The sequence below is a fragment of the Terribacillus halophilus genome, from assembly GCF_900162685.1.
Classification (GTDB): Bacteria; Bacillota; Bacilli; order Bacillales; family Amphibacillaceae; genus Terribacillus; species Terribacillus halophilus_A.
Window position 1 is genome coordinate 57,614 of record NZ_LT727827.1, and the last position, 17,639, is coordinate 75,252.

20 protein-coding genes and 1 riboswitch are annotated in these 17,639 nt (G+C 43.2%); of the genes, 4 read left to right on the forward strand and 16 right to left on the reverse strand.

All coding sequences use genetic code 11. The features are described from left to right. Positions 1-11: 11 nt before the first annotated feature. Both B1K52_RS01210 and B1K52_RS01215 read right to left on the reverse strand, forming a co-directional pair. A complete protein-coding gene (locus tag B1K52_RS01210) occupies positions 12-833 on the reverse strand; it encodes a YihY/virulence factor BrkB family protein (protein WP_077304413.1) in 822 nt (273 codons plus the stop codon). A 40-nt stretch (positions 834-873) separates the two neighbouring features. Continuing rightward, a complete protein-coding gene (locus tag B1K52_RS01215) occupies positions 874-1,212 on the reverse strand; it encodes a hypothetical protein (RefSeq protein ID WP_077304416.1) in 339 nt (112 codons plus the stop codon). 242 nt (positions 1,213-1,454) lie between these two features. Between B1K52_RS01215 and B1K52_RS01220 the strand changes: the two genes are divergently transcribed. After that, positions 1,455-2,480 (forward strand): S66 family peptidase, encoded by a 1,026-nt coding sequence (locus tag B1K52_RS01220; protein ID WP_179106421.1) that lies wholly within the window; start codon positions 1,455-1,457, stop codon positions 2,478-2,480. 21 nt (positions 2,481-2,501) lie between these two features. Here the strand turns inward: B1K52_RS01220 and B1K52_RS01225 are convergent, their stop codons facing one another. The 3 genes from B1K52_RS01225 to B1K52_RS01235 form a co-directional block, all read right to left on the reverse strand. After that, positions 2,502-3,866 (reverse strand): LLM class flavin-dependent oxidoreductase, encoded by a 1,365-nt coding sequence (locus B1K52_RS01225; RefSeq protein WP_077304421.1) that lies wholly within the window; start codon positions 3,864-3,866, stop codon positions 2,502-2,504. Positions 3,867-3,946: 80 nt separating this feature from the next. After that, positions 3,947-4,047, reverse strand: a riboswitch (SAM riboswitch). A gap of 12 nt (positions 4,048-4,059) precedes the next feature. Further along, positions 4,060-4,431 carry a DnaJ family domain-containing protein gene (locus tag B1K52_RS01230; RefSeq protein ID WP_077304424.1) on the reverse strand — a complete coding sequence of 124 codons (372 nt, stop codon included), beginning with the start codon at positions 4,429-4,431 and terminating at the stop codon, positions 4,060-4,062. 72 nt (positions 4,432-4,503) lie between these two features. After that, entirely contained in the window at positions 4,504-5,418 is a 915-nt protein-coding gene (locus tag B1K52_RS01235) for a CAP domain-containing protein (protein ID WP_077304427.1), read from the reverse strand. Between the two features lie 500 nt (positions 5,419-5,918). Between B1K52_RS01235 and mreBH the strand changes: the two genes are divergently transcribed. Continuing rightward, on the forward strand, positions 5,919-6,926 hold the full coding sequence (mreBH, locus tag B1K52_RS01240) for a rod-share determining protein MreBH (protein ID WP_077304430.1): 1,008 nt from the start codon (positions 5,919-5,921) through the stop codon (positions 6,924-6,926). A gap of 12 nt (positions 6,927-6,938) precedes the next feature. On the opposite strand, the gene B1K52_RS01245 is transcribed toward mreBH, so the two are convergent. Genes B1K52_RS01245 through B1K52_RS01255 form a run of 3 tightly spaced genes read right to left on the reverse strand, consistent with a single transcriptional unit; the run spans position 6,939 to position 8,167 of the window. Then, the gene (locus B1K52_RS01245; RefSeq protein ID WP_077304433.1) at positions 6,939-7,304 is read right to left on the reverse strand and encodes a VOC family protein; all 366 of its coding nucleotides are present in this window, start codon (positions 7,302-7,304) and stop codon (positions 6,939-6,941) included. Positions 7,305-7,314: 10 nt separating this feature from the next. Beyond that, on the reverse strand, positions 7,315-7,947 hold the full coding sequence (locus B1K52_RS01250) for a uracil-DNA glycosylase (protein ID WP_077304436.1): 633 nt from the start codon (positions 7,945-7,947) through the stop codon (positions 7,315-7,317). A gap of 1 nt (position 7,948) precedes the next feature. Further along, positions 7,949-8,167, reverse strand: coding sequence for a YdbC family protein (locus tag B1K52_RS01255; protein WP_077304439.1), 219 nt, complete (start codon positions 8,165-8,167; stop codon positions 7,949-7,951). An 86-nt stretch (positions 8,168-8,253) separates the two neighbouring features. Here B1K52_RS01255 and B1K52_RS01260 point away from each other — a divergent pair, with 86 nt between their 5' ends. Beyond that, on the forward strand, positions 8,254-8,490 hold the full coding sequence (locus B1K52_RS01260; RefSeq protein WP_218668034.1) for a DUF2164 family protein: 237 nt from the start codon (positions 8,254-8,256) through the stop codon (positions 8,488-8,490). Here B1K52_RS01260 and chbG read toward each other — a convergent pair. Together chbG and B1K52_RS17805 are read right to left on the reverse strand one after the other, a co-directional pair. After that, positions 8,472-9,215: a chitin disaccharide deacetylase gene (gene chbG / locus B1K52_RS01265; RefSeq protein ID WP_077304445.1), complete on the reverse strand. Its 744-nt coding sequence runs from the start codon at positions 9,213-9,215 to the stop codon at positions 8,472-8,474. The two genes, B1K52_RS01260 and chbG, sit on opposite strands and share 19 nt — an antisense overlap. A 123-nt stretch (positions 9,216-9,338) precedes the next feature. Beyond that, a complete protein-coding gene (locus tag B1K52_RS17805) occupies positions 9,339-9,689 on the reverse strand; it encodes an IDEAL domain-containing protein (RefSeq protein WP_179106422.1) in 351 nt (116 codons plus the stop codon). A 283-nt stretch (positions 9,690-9,972) separates the two neighbouring features. On the opposite strand from B1K52_RS17805, the gene corA reads away from it, so the two are divergent. Next, complete coding sequence (corA, locus tag B1K52_RS01275) at positions 9,973-10,929, forward strand: magnesium/cobalt transporter CorA (protein WP_077304451.1); 957 nt, start codon at positions 9,973-9,975, stop codon at positions 10,927-10,929. A 34-nt stretch (positions 10,930-10,963) separates the two neighbouring features. On the opposite strand, the gene B1K52_RS01280 is transcribed toward corA, so the two are convergent. From B1K52_RS01280 to B1K52_RS01305, 6 genes are all read right to left on the reverse strand, one after another. After that, on the reverse strand, positions 10,964-11,275 hold the full coding sequence (locus tag B1K52_RS01280) for a carboxymuconolactone decarboxylase family protein (protein WP_077304454.1): 312 nt from the start codon (positions 11,273-11,275) through the stop codon (positions 10,964-10,966). Between the two features lie 139 nt (positions 11,276-11,414). After that, a complete protein-coding gene (locus B1K52_RS01285) occupies positions 11,415-11,951 on the reverse strand; it encodes a Rossmann-fold NAD(P)-binding domain-containing protein (protein WP_077304457.1) in 537 nt (178 codons plus the stop codon). Between the two features lie 53 nt (positions 11,952-12,004). Further along, the gene (locus B1K52_RS01290) at positions 12,005-13,660 is read right to left on the reverse strand and encodes an SLC13 family permease (protein ID WP_077304460.1); all 1,656 of its coding nucleotides are present in this window, start codon (positions 13,658-13,660) and stop codon (positions 12,005-12,007) included. Positions 13,661-13,773: 113 nt separating this feature from the next. Continuing rightward, positions 13,774-15,027 carry a metal-dependent hydrolase family protein gene (locus B1K52_RS01295; RefSeq protein WP_077304462.1) on the reverse strand — a complete coding sequence of 418 codons (1,254 nt, stop codon included), beginning with the start codon at positions 15,025-15,027 and terminating at the stop codon, positions 13,774-13,776. A 10-nt stretch (positions 15,028-15,037) separates the two neighbouring features. Beyond that, a complete protein-coding gene (locus B1K52_RS01300) occupies positions 15,038-16,216 on the reverse strand; it encodes a hypothetical protein (RefSeq protein WP_077304465.1) in 1,179 nt (392 codons plus the stop codon). Positions 16,217-16,229: 13 nt separating this feature from the next. After that, on the reverse strand, positions 16,230-17,411 hold the full coding sequence (locus tag B1K52_RS01305) for a M20 metallopeptidase family protein (protein WP_077304468.1): 1,182 nt from the start codon (positions 17,409-17,411) through the stop codon (positions 16,230-16,232). Between the last annotated feature and the right edge of the window lie 228 nt (positions 17,412-17,639).

Here is a 17,639-nt window from a genome sequence, read left to right on the forward strand (position 1 = left end):
AGGCTTCCTAGTTAGGAGGCCTTCTTCCCTTTTTTCCTTTCGTGCAGCAAAGCATTAACCTCGCCGCCGGAAATAATAATAATACCCGATAAGTAGAACCAAATCATCAGAACGATGACTGCACCAAGTGAACCGTACATAGCTGAATAGTTACCGAAGTTATTTACATAAAAGGAGAATAACAAGGAAGCAATCATCCAGAAGACTGCAGCAAAGGCTGCACCTGCCATGGATTCCTTGATAGAAATCTTCTTACTTGGTGCCAGCACATAAAGTGCAAGCAGCACGATGAAGAATATAATTAATGATATGACCCACCGTAACGCTCCCCATACAGTAAGGAACCCTTCATTTAATCCAAAAATGGAAAAAATATAAAGGCCGATTGATTTCCCGAAAATCGGAAGCAGAAATGCTACTGCAATCACAAGTACCATAGCAATCGTTAAGACGACAGCTACAGCTCTGGCAACAATAAATGAGCGATTTTCATCCACATTGTAAGCCTTGTTTAATGCCCGAATAATTGCATTAACACCGTTAGATGCTGACCACAGCGTTGCTAAGATACCGATGGATAATAAGCCACCATTGTGATTACTGACGATACTGGATATATTCTCCTCCAGTAACTGCATCGTTGAGTCTGGTGCAAATGTTGATAAAGTGTTCATAATATCTTCCTGACTGACTGGTAAAAATGCAATCAGGGACACAAGAAAGATAATGAACGGGAATAGTGATAGCAATAAAAAATAAGCCAGCTGGGCAGACAGACCAGTCACTTCATCGTTGCCGATCCGCTGCCCGAGCTGTTTAAGAAAGCTCCCCATGACTTCTCCTCCTTCTCTCTCTATAGACACACGCTTTGTCTTATCTAGCTGATGCTGAGCCTGCCAGCTGCTTTGTTTGATTTCCTGCAGGCAGTTCAAGCTGATCGTCCAGCTTACTTACCTTCTGTAAAGCGTGCTGCACCTCTTCTACGCCTCTCAACCCTTTATCTGCTGTTGTGGACAAGCTGGTCGCAACTTTTGCATAAGAAGTTTTCACATCATCCACAAAAACACCGGGGTTCCGAAGGTAGAACATCGTCTCAGACCCTGCACGCATCAAGCTGCCTCGTACATGGTGCCTAGTTTGTGCATCATATAACGAAATCAAGCCGCCGACTGTAGCACCTATCGTTAAACCTAACGTGAATTTACTTTTCATCAAACCGGCTCCCTCCATTGTATCTGTTGTTTTGTTGTTTACACCGCCGCCCACCTGACTATCGTGATTACAGGGAATGCAGCTAGCACTTAAACAATAGACAACACATTTATGATGCACGCAAATCCTTCATTTTATCAAAACAGATAAATTCGAATGTCTGCTATCCCATTCCCTGCGAAACCTATGTTCAAACAGCCAAGCTGCCATGCTATAATATGGAAAATAAAGGAATGATGTTGATGACAATAACGTATCCGGCGGCTTTAACAGCCACTTCCACTTTCGCAGTTACGGCTCCATCCAGCGGTGTGCCCACCCCGCTTCATACGCGCGTACATAAAGCCAAAAAGCAGCTGGAGCAATTTTGTGATCATGTCATTATCGGAGAAACTGTCTGGACGCAAAAAGCCGCACGAAGCTGCTCAGCTGAAATTCGCGCAAATGAATTAATGCGTTTTATGACAGACCCTGCTATTGATGCTGTTATGCCTCCTTGGGGCGGAGAATTGCTCGTACAAGTATTACCAAAGCTTGATTGGGAAAAGCTAGCTAACAGCAAGCCAACCTGGCTCATCGGCTATTCCGATACCAGCACGCTGCTTTGCAGCTATACGCTCCAAACAAACATTGCCAGCGCCCACGCAACTAACTTTTTCGACTTACATATGGACAAGCTGGATGAGACGACAAATCAGTGGCACAAAATTCTATCTGCTCCGTCACGTGAAAGCATTGTCCAACATTCATCTCCTATGTATCAGTCTTCCTGGGATGCTCTCTTTGAACAGAACGACGCGTCAGGCTTTGACTTGGACAGCAGAACCGAGTGGAAATCCACAACTGCTACATCTGTTTCCTTTACCGGACGGTTAATTGGCGGATGCTTGAATACATTAACTGCCATCGCCGGAACAAAATATGCACCGATTGAAAAATGGCGCAATGGTTTTACAGAGAATACTCTTGTCTATTTGGAATGGGGCAATTGGGGGACAGCGGAAGTTTATCGGAACCTTTGGCATTTGCGAGAGCTTGGTTGGTTTGATGGCGCAAGCGGTGCAGTATTCGGACGACCTGCCAGAAGCACATCTACAGAAGATTTTACTGTCGAACAGATGATTCATGAATTTGCTGATGAAATTGGACTTCCTATTATTTATGATGCGGATATCGGCCATTTGCCGCCCCAGCTTACAATGATCAATGGCGCGCTTGCCACCATTTCCTATAAGGACGGAAACGGCACATTGACTTATCTGAAATAAAAGAAAAAGAGGGGCTGACAATCAGCTCCTCTTCCTTTGTTTGGCTGGGTGTGCAGGCCGAAGATACGGATGGTTGTATAGTTTTTCTCGAAAAGTACCTTCTTTGTATTCTTTTTTATATAACCCGCGTTCCTGCAGAATTGGCACAACTAACTCGACAAAGTCTTGCAAATCTTTTGGTGTAATATAATGTGTCAGATTGAATCCATCTACTCCGCTGCGAACAAAGAAATCTTCTATTTGATCCGCTACTTTTTCCGGGCTGCCGACAAAGATGTCCATTTCAGCAGGCTTACTGAACTTTTCATGTATTTCTTTAACCGTAAATGGTCTTGCAGCGTCTTTTGTCAGATATGCAGCACGAGATTGTCCTTGTTCTGTATGCTTATATGTGAACAGCTCTTCTTCGTTCTCATAAGCAGCCAGGTCATAACCTGTTGAACCGCCATATTGTGCTTTAGCTGCATCGGCACTCCAGTACTTTTTAATGTCCTCATATTTGCTGTAAGCTTTTTCTTCCGTTTCAGCTACAACGACTTGCAGAAAAGTGAATGCTTTTATTTCGTCCTTACTTCTGCCATACGCTTCTGCCCGCGCTTTAATATCCTCTATATAATAATTGATTTTCTCCGGAGTCGGCCCTCCCACAAAAACACATTCCGCATGTCTTGCTGCAAAATCCCTGCCCTTCTCAGAGGTGCCCGCTTGGTAAAGCACTGGCGTCCGCTGCGGAGATGGCTCGCTCACATGTGGTCCTTCTACAGAAAAATAGTTGCCTTTATGCTTGATGCGATGGACTTTAGCAGAATCAACAAGCACACCGCTATGCGGGTCTGCAATGACGGCATCCTCTTCCCAGCTATCTTCCAGCAGCTTATAAGAAACCTCTAAAAATTCATCGGCAATCTGATAACGTACATCATGCTTGACCATTTTTTCCAACCCGAAATTTTGGGCTGCGTTCGGCAGATAAGAAGTAACAATATTCCATGCGACACGCCCATTGGTTAAATGATCGAGCGTCGAAAACTTACGGGCATTATGGAACGGCTGTTCATAGGAAGTACTTACTGTGACCGCGAAAGACAAGTGATTCGTTACGGCAGCCATTGCCGGGATGACAAAGGCTGGATCATTGATTGGTACTTGTACACCGTCGCGCAAGGCCGCTGCCTCATCTCCTCCATACACATCGTAGACCCCTAGAACATCGGCGAAAAACACAGCATCAAATTTCCCTTTTTCTAAAAGCCTTGCAAGTTCGATCCAATAGTCGAGCGATTTATACTCGCGGTGCCTTCTGCTTTCCGGGTGTTTCCATAGACCATGCGCATTGTGCATGGCGGCTGTCATATCAAAAGCTTGCAGAATAATTTGTTTACGCATTTTTTTTCAGCTCCTCTTTTCTATGTAAAAAAGCCTCTTCTGCTTAACAGAAGAGGCTCCTTATCCAAGGTAAAACGCTCTTCTTATCTGCCAGACACTCTGTCTGCTGGAATTGGCACAGTACATACTGCCTGCTGCCGAGGCTTCAAAGGGCCAGTCCCTCCACCTCTCGTGATAAGAAAGTACATTATAATTAGGTTAGTTTATGTTCTATCTTTTCTTCATATTGCTTTAAAGCACCCGGCGCATGCTTACGAAGCTTCTCAAGCAGTGCTTCGTATTGAATTTCCTTCTCGCTGATTCTCTTCCGGTAGGCTGCCCGTTCCCTGTCATCGGTGCAGGCGCGAAGTAAATCACGCATGCTCACAATTTCTTTTTGCAGCTGCATCTCCGGCGGTATATATCCTGCATTCTTCAAGATCTTATAACTCATCCGCATATCCTCCGGCACCCCAGACAAGTCCTCAAGTTCTAGCGGTTTACCCGCGCCAGGAAGGTTGCGAAATTCGCCTTTGGCTTCCGCCTGCCTGATTCTTTCTTCTGCAAGCAAGGATATCAGATCCATGATTTTTCCTCCCACGTACAAGAAAAGCAGCCGCATTAACTACGGCTGCTTTTCATTATATAGTAATCAGAATTATTTGCCAATAAATTGCTGTGTCCAGTAGTTACCGTTTTCTACATATCCTACTCCGATGTTTGTGTAATCAGGATTCAGAATGTTTTCGCGGTGACCTTGGCTGTTCATCCATGCTTGTACCACTTCTTCTGGTGTCTTTTGTCCTTGAGCGATGTTTTCACCTGCAGTTTGATAGGAGATACCGAAAGATTTCATCATGTCAAACGGAGAACCGTAAGTTGGGCTGTTGTGATCAAAGTAACCATTGTCAGCCATGTCCTGCGATTTTGCACGTGCTACTTTGCTTAGTTCAACATCTGCTTTCAAAGGACTAAGACCCGCTTTTTCACGCTCTTGGTTTGTTAGTTCTACTACTTGCTGTTCGAAAGCACTTAGACCTTCTGTTGCTTGCTTTTCTTCTGTTTGCTTGTTGTCAGCTGCAGTTTGCTGCTTTTGAGCGGGAGCCTGCGCTTGTTCTTCTGTTGCTTGCTCTTCTTGCTTAGGAGCTGCTGGTGCTTTTACTTCTTCTGCCTCAGGTGCTTTTTGTGCTGGAGTTTTTGTTTCTTCCTGCTTAGGTGCTTCCTGTGCTGGAGTTTTTGCTTCTTCCTGTTTAGGTGCTTCCTGCGCTGGAGTTTTTGCTTCTTCCTGCTTAGGTGCTTCCTGTGCTGGAGTTTTTGCTTCTTCTTGCTGAATCGGCTGCTGTATACCGTAACCTGCTAGCAAGCTATTAAGATCAACTTGAATTTTATAAGGTGATAGATAGTTATTCACCAAAGTATTTAAATCTTCAATAGAAGAGAAAGATCCTTTTACGACATGTACTTGTGCATCTGTTTTTACTTGATCAGCTGAAGCAGCATCTGCTGTTCCCGCCAAAGCACCTCCGGCTAGGATAGCTGTAGATAGTGTTGTTACGAATAGTTTCTTAAACATGTATGTTGCTCCTTTCGAGATGTGTTTTTCTTGGTGCAGCAACATCATAGCATGGGTTTTGGTGTAATATTGCAGCCTAGAATTACCAATAGTGCCGTTCAATTGAACCAAAGCATTAAAAGTTAGACTTTATGCGGAATAGTACCCGTTTAACAGATGAGGAAACTAGCAAAATCAATCTTGTATGCTAGTTTTTGGATGAAAATTGTGATTGACACACTTTTTACTTCCTAGTTTCTGTAACAATCCCTCATTATTTGTAACCTATCTGTAAATTGACTTTCCTTTGTTTCTTACATATGATCCTTTTCTCCTAAATCTATTAGTTTTATCTGCCAAATTAGGATAAAGGTATCTCTTTAATGCTTTTATACCAGGTGATAGAATGAAATATGTTGAAACTTAGCAGCTTTTAAGCTCTTTAATCGACACACCCCCATAAAGTTTCAGTCTTAAGAGAATGAATATAGTAGAAATATGTCATTATTGGAGGAAATACAATGTTCGCTAACCCCGAAATCGGAATAGACCTTGGTACTGCAAATATACTTGTATATACGAAACAAAAAGGAATTGTACTGAATGAGCCATCTGTTGTGGCAATTGATTTAGAAACGAAGAATGTTGTTGCTGTAGGTGCAGAAGCGAAGGAAATGGTCGGAAAGACACCGCAAAACATCGTTCCAATCCGTCCATTAAAAGATGGTGTTATCGCGGACTACGATGTTACCGCTCAATTATTGAAAGAAATCCTTAAAAAAGTAAGCAAAGTGATGGGTTCTTCTCTTCGCAAACCAACAATTGTTGTCTGCACACCGTCCGGGAGTACTTCTGTGGAAAGACGTGCTATCCATAATGCAGTCAAATCATATGGTGCAAAAAATGTACACTTAATTGAAGAACCAATTGCAGCAGCAATCGGTGCTGATCTGCCAGTTGATGAGCCCGTTGCAAATGTAATTGTTGATATTGGCGGCGGTACAAGCGAAGTTGGTATTATTTCATTTGGCGGCGTTGTCTCCTGTCGTTCTGTCCGTATCGGCGGAGATTCAATGGACGAGGAAATTGTGCAGTATATCCGCAAACAGTACAATATTCTAATCGGTGAAAGAACTGCAGAGCAAATTAAAATGGAAATTGGATTTGCCTTAATCGAGCATGATGAGATGACAATGGATGTTCGTGGTCGTGATATGGTGACAGGTTTGCCGAAGACAATCCAGATCTCCTCCAAGGAAGTACAGGTTGCACTAAAAGAATCGTTAGAGCAAATTCTTGAAACCATCCGCATGACACTAGAAGACTGCCCGCCTGAATTAAGCGGTGACATCGTAGACCATGGTGTTATCTTAACAGGCGGCGGCGCATTGCTGAAAGGCATGCAGCAATGGCTGGCTTCTGAGATTTCTGTTCCAGTCCACCTAGCACCTAATCCTTTAGAATCCGTTGCAATCGGTACAGGCCGTGCCTTGCAAATGATTACGAAACTGCAAAAAGCAGCTAAATAAACAACAGGCGTATCAGTCAGCTGATACGCCTGTTTCTTTGTATTCTACCAACCCAATACCAACCCCAACTGGGTCGATTAAATAAGCAAGATAGAATCGCTCAAAGTCCATTTTTTCACGAACAACAACTGCTCCCTCTGCCTTAGCATCCTCAATCGCCTGATCCAAATCCTCTACTTGAATCTGTATACGCGTTCCATGCGGAAAATCATGCGGTCCTTTACTAATTCCCCCATTAATCGATCCATCTGTTGTTACATCATGATAACCCCAATTCGGCTCCGCCACCTGCCAGCCAAATACGTTTGAATAAAAGCTGGCTGCTTTTCCAGGATCCTGACTATTTAGTTCGAAACCAATTACTTTCCCTTTCACCATGTTCTCGCTCCTATCGATTTAAGAGTTTACGTATTGTATAGGCATGCTCTTCAATTACCGGCCGCAGTCCTGGATTATAAAATACGGATGCTGGATGGTAAGTTGGGAAGATGCGATATATCTTCTCTGAAAAGATAAAAGAATTATCCTCTAAACTTTTTAAATGCTGAATTGGCTGTTCTATTACTTTCCCAGCAACCTGTGTGATCTTCTCCTTGGAACCAGTTACCCGTTCCCAACCAATTCTGCCTAGCGTTATAAGAATTTGTGGTTCGGCTTGGGCAATTTCATAATCCAGTACAGGAGCATGAGCTAAGACTTCAGCTTTTGTTGGCGTTCGGTTGTATTTCTTCGTAACCGCCTCTCCGCGAATCTGCTTTGTTTTATACTGATATGGTCTGCTTCGGACCGAGCTGGATATAAATATTTCTTCTCGTTTAACTCCGGCTCGCTCGAGGAATAAATCCAGTTCCTTACCGGCTCTGCCGCTGAATGGTACGTGCGTATGTATTTCCGTCTCACCTGGTGCTTCTCCGACAAAAAACAGCACCGGATGTTTCGGTCCTCTGCCTGGCAAAAAACCTTCGCATGGATAAGGCGCCATTCTTTCTTTTGCCAGCTGCACTAATGCTTCTGGAAGCATGTTACTTTTGCTCCAAGAGCAGCTTACGCAATTCATTTGCTTCTTCGGAAGACAACGTCACGCCTTTACCCATCTTCTCATGATTTGGAGCCCAATCCCGAATGTCATATTTCGGCTCCCGTCCATTCCAGCTAATCATGTTTAGTTCCTTCTGCCAGCCCTTAGCTGATACTGAAAGCACGCCTAATTCTTTTACTATTTCATACGACAATTCCGCCATTCGTACTCCCTCCTTTTCGCTTTTCTAAAGTCTAGCAGAACTTTTTGCTATAATAAAATGAAAACAGCTTCATGGAGGGACATGCTATGCAACAGCCAATTCAATTAAACGACGTCCAGCGAAACGACATGCTGCAATCTCTAAAAACTTATTTCGAACAGGAAAAAGATGAGCAGCTAGGCGACTTGGCCGCAGGTTTGCTGCTCGACTTCATCCTAGAAGAACTAGCACCTATCTTTTATAATGCTGGAATCGAAGCATCTTATCAGTTTATGAATGAAAAGATAGAGGACCTATTTGGGATTCAAGTGCGCGAACGCTGACTCGCATGAGCAAACGATACGAGTTCCACTTCCTGACTATGTGTAATCCAATCGATGACTCTCTTAGATGTCAGTAATTCCACTTCATCTAGCCTCGGATAGTTATAAGAGGACCCAGTATAAATTGCCTTATCCAAATAACCAGGATGGGACATGACTTCCAAGGTCTCGGTCTCTCCGAAAATTGCAAGCAGTGCTTCTTCATTTGCCAAAGCTTTCTCGAGAGACAGCTCAAATTTGTCAGTCGACGTCTGCCTCTCAGGAAGCTGCATATTATGCCGAACAGGTAAATCATATTTCTTAGCCAGCCACAAGAACACGTCGTCGATTTCGTTATACGTATTAATATGATGATGGCTATCCAAATGCGTAGGGGTTAAACCGAAAGATAGAAAGCGCTCGATTTGCGCCTCCCATTCTGCCTCTACTTCATCAGCATCAATCGTATAAGCACCTTGATAAAAGGCTAAGTTACGAAACAGTCCATTATTGTCTACAATCGTGTTGTGTGTTGTTAACAACGGCTTACCACATGTGAGTACTAAATGGATACCTACGCCTAAATCCTTATGCGCTTTTGCTAGAACAGCAGCATGCTCAGCACCTGGCATATTTGGCATCATTGTAGTCGATGTTAAGACGCCATATTGGAAGCAATCAATGATTCCATAGTTGACTGCACGTGAATAGCCAAAATCATCGGCGTTAATAATTAGTTTTTTCATTCGTATTCCCTCCTTTTGAAACAGCGAAAGCGTTATGCACTATGATTTCTCTACAAATGAAAGAAACTCCTTTAACAAAGCTGCCATAAAAAATAAAGACCGAGCAATTTCTGCTCGGCCTTTTTAATGCGGGATATATTGTGAATCAGACGCTGCTTCCAACTCATCTAGCACTTTCAAATCCTCCGTCAAGTGTAAGAACCAATCTTTATCACCGGACATCAAGGAGAGGTCAATCAAGTTCAACAGATGCGCGCGGCTTTGTTCCTCCACTGGCGGGAAATATTTGATCTTACTTTGGAACGTTTCGATCGTTTTCCCGATTGTATTTTTATGGTCACTTTCTGTTACATATACTTTAACGGTGTTTAATTTTGCATTTACTGCTTCTACGAAACCAGTAAATAATTCATCATTTATCGAATGTCCAGTTACCCAGTCACCAACAGTTACAAAACTTTGATTATCAGACATGTCATTGTCCTCCTTCAGCTTAACCGGCTGGCTAAGCAATGGTGATTGTTGTAGGTTGAAGAATACTATAAAAGATTCCCTCCAAAAGCGCAATACTTTCGCACGATAAATTTTAAAATATTCAGACAAAAGGGCTATTGCCGACTTAAAAATAGTTATAATGCTTGGCTGTCTATTCATTTTATACCCCGTATAACGTTTTGTTAATCTCGCTGCTGCGAATCGTTTTCTCTCTGCAGTTGAATACGATATAATGTGGCTACATATTGCAGGAGGTTGTACCATGATACGCAGCATAGCGATAACACGTGACAAAAAAATACTTACCGACCTGCCATACCAGGAATTGAACAGCCCGGATATTGTCTGGTATTGGGTGGATTTCAGCATGCCGACAGAGGCTGAATCAGAGAAGCTTAGCGAAGTCTTTCATTTTCACCCTCTGGCAATCGAGGATTGTTTTCATTTTCTGCAGCGGCCGAAGCTGGATGAATACGATGGCTATCAGTTCCTTGTCCTCCACGAGCTGAATCATGACACTTTCGTTTCAGATGAATTGGATATCTTTCATTCTGAGCGTTATATCGTTACCTTTCATTTGACGGAATCAATGGCAGCAGATCATGTCTGGAAGCGTGTGATGGAGGAAGGTGCAACTGAACATAGCCCTTCTAAAATTGTTTACCATCTTATAGATAAATTGGTAGATGACTATTTTCCTCCTTTATACAAAATGGAGGATCGATTGAATGAAATTGAGGACGAGGAGAGCCACAAATCACCACAAACAGTAATTAATGAAGTGTTTGATATTCGCAGTGATTTACTTCGTGCAAGACGTACGATTGCACCAATGCGGGATTTGATTTACCGTTTACTCGGCATTCAGAAATTTGATTTTGTACAGAAACAGAAAGCCTACTTTAATGATATTTATGACCATTTATTAAAACTGACTGAAATTGTTGATTCCAACCGTGAACTCACATCTGATATGCGGGACAGCTACGAATCGATTAACTCAAATCGGATGAATTCGATTATGATGACTTTGACGATTGTATCCACAATCTTTATTCCGCTTACCTTCATAGCCGGTGTATACGGTATGAACTTTGCGAATATGCCGGAACTGCGCTGGGAATATGGTTATCCAGCAGCAATGTTCCTGATGGGTGTCATTGCACTTGTTATGCTATGGCGCTTCAAACGAAAAGGCTGGTTCAATATCTTCAAATAACAAAATGCGTGCAGACACGGTCTGCACGCATTTTTCATTGGTCGTCTACTACTTCTTTAAGCAGTGACATAGCTTTCAGCGAAGGCGGGAACCCATTTAATAGTGCACAATGTTGGATTGTTTCCATGATCTCGTGAACAGAAATACCGGATAGAAGAGCAGCTTCAAATTGCTGACGAAGCGCCCGCTCATCTCCATTGGTAAGAAACACAGCGATATTAAGCAAAGATAGGAATCTGCCATTGAGTCCGCTGTAATCTGACTGTCCGCTTTCCGCGACGAGATTCTCCTCTTCCTTCATCAGCTTGGCCACTAACGCCCAACCTTGATCTTTCGCTTCCTTCATGGGTAACCCTCCGCTCAATCATTGAGCAAGACTAGAACTATTTTACTAGTTGCACATGTTTATTATCGGAATAATACACTCTATGTGAACTGTAAAAAGGAAAAAATTTAACTTTTTTCCATGTAATCCACTTTCATGATCAGGGGCGTGCATCCCATGGTTCAACTGTACCGACAATATATTTGGGCAGCTTTTGTTCTGTTGCATGCATTACACCGGCAGCTATTTCGGTGTTCGTGAGCCACCTGGAAACACCGCTAATCAGCTGAAATCCGAGAATCACTTCATGATAGCTGATAAAATTCGATAAATACGGCGTGAAGTTTTGCTTTGGGTTATGCGCACTACTCCCTTTAATATGGAAGAATGCTATTCTATTATCTGATTTCTTATACTGATTGCAGAGCCATTGAACTGCATCATTGCCGCTGCGATGAATCCAGCTGACAATCACATCCGGTGCAGAAAGTTGCGCTAGCTGATTCATAAAGCTACCTAATTGAAGATAGTCCGATTGCACTATGTGAAGCTGTTCAGGAAAAGCTGCACGACTTACTAAGCGCTTTAGCTTTTCTTTCGTCCTGGCCACTACTGTTATAGTATGGCCTTTTTGATTCCAAGCAAGCACAGCATCTGCCAGCATGCCCGTTCCGCCAATCACTAGAAAATGACTCATAAAATCCTCCTTTCAAGCAGGAAGGAGCTTGCAGCGAGCAGACTCCGAGCATTTTACTTCCATGATTCAGGATAGACACTCAAATCCAGTCCCCATATTGGACCAACAAGTGTGAAGACACCAAGTATAAGGAGAAGGAGTGTAAAAATATTTAAGGCAAAGCCTGTTTTGACCATATCTGCTATCGTAATTTTCCCTGTAGCGAAGATAATAGCATTCGGAGGCGTTCCCACCGGCAGCATGAATGCACAATTGGCTGCCATTGCCGCTGGCACCATAATTGCATAAGGATGCATGTTCAGCGCTAATGCCAAGGAAGCCATTACCGGAAGGATCATCGTAGCCGTAGCTGTATTGGAAGTGATTTCAGTTAAGAACAACACCAATGTTGTCGAGATGATAATAATTAGAATGATATTAAATCCTTCGAGTACCGTAAGCTGATCCCCAATCCATTGTGATAAACCTGAGCTCGTAAACCCCGCTGCAATAGCCAAACCACCTCCGAACAGAAGCAATACTCCCCACGGCAGATCTTTCGATACTTCCCAAGTCAGCAGTCTTTCCCCTTTTTTACTTAGACTTGGAATAAGGAAAAGCAGCACACCTGCCAGTACTGCAATCATCGTATCGCTTAACCCAGGTATCGCGATAATCTGCCACACAGCATCTGCTTGCCATAGGAATGTACGGCTTACCCACATGAACGCCGCAAAACTAAAAATAACAAGTACCGCTTTTTCTTCAAAGGACATACTGCCCAATTTTCCTTTTTCCTTGAGGATTAAATCCTTTCCTCCTGGGAGTTCCTTCATATTAATCCGAAATACTATTTTCGTCAGATATATCCAAGCCGAAAACAGCAGGATAACAACAATAGGAACTGCAACCAGCATCCAGCCGCCGAAGGATATTTCGACACCAAACAGACTGCTGGCCATCGCCGCCAGAATGATATTCGGAGGTGTTCCGATTAGTGTACCAAGTCCACCGATTGTACCTGCATAACCAATGGCAAATACGAGCATTTTCTCAAATTTCTTCCCGTCTTCTCCCATGCTCTGCTTACTTGTCTTAACAGCTTGACTAGCTTGATAGATAATAGCAGATCCGATTGGCAGCATCATCATAACTGCTGCTGTGTTGGAAACCCACATAGATAAGAAACCTGTTGCAATCATGAATCCTAACACAATTCGCGACGTACTCGTTCCGACCACGCTGATAATATTCAGTGCAATTCGCTTATGCAAATCCCACTTCTCCATTGCCATAGCAATCAGAAACCCGCCAAGAAACAAAAATACAATCGGATTTCCATAGCTGGAAGCTGCCGTTTCTCCATCCAACCCTTGTGTTAGAGGCAGCAAAATGAGCGGCAGCAAGGACGTTGCTGGAATTGGTATCGCCTCGGTAATCCACCAAGTGGCTACCCATAATGTAGTTGCTAATACCATACGTCCTTCATAACTTAATCCTTCTGGATAATAAAAGAAAATAACAGCGAAGAAAAACAGCGGCCCTAACAGTAAGCCAATCATTTGAGGACGTTTATACGATGGAGGTGCTTTTTTTGCAGTTCCAGACTGCTCTGAAGCCTGTGCGCGCTCCGCATTTCCTGAGTTAGGTACAGCAAACCGAAGTAACTGTTTCGTTTTGTCATGAGCATTCCATAATTCATTCCATACAGCTGACATACTAGATCTCATCCAACCCCTCCTTATATTAAAACGCTTACATTAAAATACAACTTAAGCCTATTCGACTTAAGCTTGCTAGTCAACTATTTGTACAAAAAAGCAGCGGGGAGATTCCCAGCTGCTTAATTTATAAAACTTGCTTCTGCTGTAAGCTGTTTCTTCACATTTCCGCCTTGTATGACTGTCCGGACTGTATTCGTATCAGCCAAAGAAACTATATTCTCCAAAGGATTCTCTTGAACAATGACCAAATCAGCCAATTTGCCCTCTGCTATAGTTCCGATGCGATCATCCCAGCCTAAACATTCTGCAGCTATTTTGGTAGAAGCGAGTATTGCTTCCATTGGACTCATACCGATGTCACACATCAAAGCCAATTCACGTAAATTTGTGCCATGTGCCATTACACCTGCATCAGTTCCCATGGCGATCTTCACACCTGCTTCATAAGCTTTGGCGACGCTGCTCTGATGTATCTCCATCACTTCCTTTGCCTTGTCCACTGCATAGGCCGGCATATGTTCATTTGTTTCACTTGCTTCTACGACACTGACAGGAGCAAGTAATGTGGGCACAAGATATGTGCCATGCTCAAGCATAAGCTCAATTGCCTCGTCATCTAAATAGATGCCATGTTCAATAGAATGAATACCTGCCCGAACCGCCTGCTTAATGCCTTCCGTACCTTGCGCATGCGCCATTACTTTACAGCCTTTCCTGTAAGCTGCTTCATTAACAATTATACGTAGCTCTTCCATAGAAAATTGAGTAAATTCCGGATGATCTGTCGGACTCATGACACCTCCGGTTGCATGCACTTTAATAATATCCGCACCAGCCCGCAGCATCTCTCGAACTTTCTGCCGGACTTGCTCCGGTCCATCGCATACGCCTGAGGGAAACCCTGGGTAAGCTCGGTTGGTCAAATCCATATCAGAGACCATCCAGTTATCACCGTGTCCTCCAGTGATGGTCAAAGGGTTAACACTAATCTGCATACGCGGACCGCTTATAAGGCCTGTTTCGATAGCCTGTTTTACACCTAGATCAGCAAATCCCGCGTCTCTTACTGTTGTAATACCCGCATTCAACGTGCGATGCATGTAAGTCAATGCTTCATAAAAGCGCATGGAAAATGGTGTAACAAGTGTCTCTCGCACATCTTTAATCTCCATCATCATGTGGACATGCGTATCAATTAACCCAGGCATCACATAACCGCCCTCAGCATCAATGACTTCTTCTGTATCAATACCGATGAAATCAGCAGCCGGTCCAATCGCAGCAATTTTGTCTCCCTTTATTGCGACTACCCCATTTTGTATCACTTCTCCTGTTCCATCAATCACTGTACCATTACGTATGAGCTTGTCCATTCTCATCCTCCTAAAGTGTTTGTACAAGAATACTCGCGATAACAACGGAACCAATGGAAACGGAAGCGAATCCTCCCATCAGCATCGGTGGCAGCAGCTGGTTCAAGATTACTGCCTCTTCTTCTTTGTTTCTGCCAATACTCCTGCTGACTTCTTGCGTAATTAGATAATCTCCAGGAAATCCGTACATCGCCGTAAGCACAACTGGAATTCCTTTATTGTAATCCCACTTGAACAGCTTAGAACCAATAAATCCTCCTACAAGCAATCCCACTGTACCTATGAATAAAATGACAGATACGGCTGGAAGTACTGCCAGAATATCAGCCACAGTCACATCGATTAATGACTCCATCACCACAAAAATTAATCCCACCATTGCAATACTAAAACCATTGGAGCGTTCCAATACCTTTTCGGGGAAGAAACCGATAGCTGAGCCGATAATTCCTATAGCTAAGCCAAATAAGCTATAACTGATACCTGTCAGTTCACCAAACCAAACTGCTAGTGCTGATCCGATAAAGATAAGGAAAAGTACAAAGAAATGGCTTGCCAAAAGCTTTTCTGGAAAAAGACTTTTACGCTTGGCAGGCTCTGGGCTTCCAGCAGCATCGTCAGCTACAGTAGCTGCGACATATGCTTTGTTTTCGTCCATGTCTTTCAACAATTTCATACCATGACGACGGAGTAGCCAGGAGCTTAACGGCATGCCGATCAGCTGCTGCAAAGATAGAATGATCGCAGGAATTGCAATTAATGCAGTCAATCCTTGCGACTGTAAACCTTCGGCTGTAACAATATAAGCAATAATCCCCCCAGTAAGCGGTCCAGCTCCTGCAACTGCTGTACCATAATCGAAGAAAAGCGGCACAAGTCCCAATATCAGGAGGCATGAAATTGTTATACCAATTATCGTAATCAGCACTGCCTTGTATTGCTGCTTCATTACTTTTAAAGGTATGAGTGTACCCATGTGTACAAGAATAGCAGGTTGCAGAACCGCTCCTACCACGGTAAATGTAGAAGCCGCTAGAATATTCTTCGGCAGTACGCCTGTCTGCAATAGTGTGAAGAAAACAACGACAACCACGAGCAGTGTCGGAATCTTTGCCCGGGAAATAATTGAGAGCACTTCTCCGAGAGCGATAATTGCCAAGATAATAAGTGTCGCTGTAACAGCAGTCATATTTGTCGACCTCCTATTCTAATACCAAGTCTTCCGCGATGCTTAGGAACATGTTTGCTCCATATACTAGTGCATCTTCATCAATCATAAACTTGGGATGATGATGCGGAGCAGGTGATGGATTGTCTGGAGAACAAGCACCTACAAATACAAAACTCCCAGGAACAATATTAGAGAATGCCGAGAAGTCTTCTCCGCCCATAATGGCTTCTGCTTCTATCACGGCTTCTTCGCCTAGTTTGCGACGGATAGCTTCCATAGCGATAGCAGATGCTCCTGGTTCATTGACGACTGAATCGTAGCCATACGTATAATTCAATTCGTAATGGCAACCATTTGCTTCCGTAACACCTTTGATAATTTGTTCGATTGCTTCCACAGCTTTTTTTCGCACTTCCTGATTGAAGGATCGAACCGAAGCACCAATCTTCACTTCCTCTGGAATGACGTTGACGGCATCTCCGGCTTGCAATGTTGTAACTGATACAACCAATTCATCCTTCGGGCTGGTGATACGCGACACAATTGTTTGCAAGTTCGTAATAATTTGAGCACTTGTTACAACTGGATCGACTGTATTTTCTGGTTGTGAGGAATGGCCACCTTTTCCTTTGATTGTGACATGGAACATATCAGAATTGGAGGTCGCTGCTCCTGGCGTTATCGTTAATTGTCCTACTGGCGTTAAAGAAGAAAGATGCAGGCCGAACACATAATCCACTCCATCGGTCACACCAGCTTCGACCATTTCCCGAGCTCCTCCAGGTAACTGTTCTTCCGCATGTTGGAAGAAAAAGCGAATTTCACCATGAATTTTTTCTTGCTGCGCACTTAACACCTTTGCCACGCCTAGCAAAATGGCTGTGTGCCCATCATGGCCGCATGCATGCATAACACCATCATAATTGGAAGCAAACGGGAGGCCTGTCTCCTCTTGAATCGGTAAAGCGTCTATATCAGCACGGAAACCAATTACCTTACCAGGATGTCCTCCTTTAAGCACAGCCATAACGCTCGTCGCTGTTGGCCTAGTCACTTCTAAATTAGGAAAAGTAAGTAATGTTTCATATAAGAATGCAGATGTCTTATGTTCTTGAAAAGATAGCTCTGGATGCTGATGTAAATATCTTCTCCATCTGATAATCTCCTCTACCTGTTCATTAGACAATTCAATTTGAGTTTGTTTGGTTAGCATAAGCTCTCTCCTCCGAATAATTATTTGATATTTCAGATAATTTATTTGCTAACCATCATAGCACTTGGATTGTTTTTAATAAACCCTAATATGAATCTCTATACTAACTATCTGCTACAAATGCAGTATTTTGGCACCCTATAAAATCTCTTTATGAAAGATTTGATGACAAACTATGAGCCTCTTCTATCAGTATTAAGACCTCTCCCTAGTTCGCAGCCGTGCATG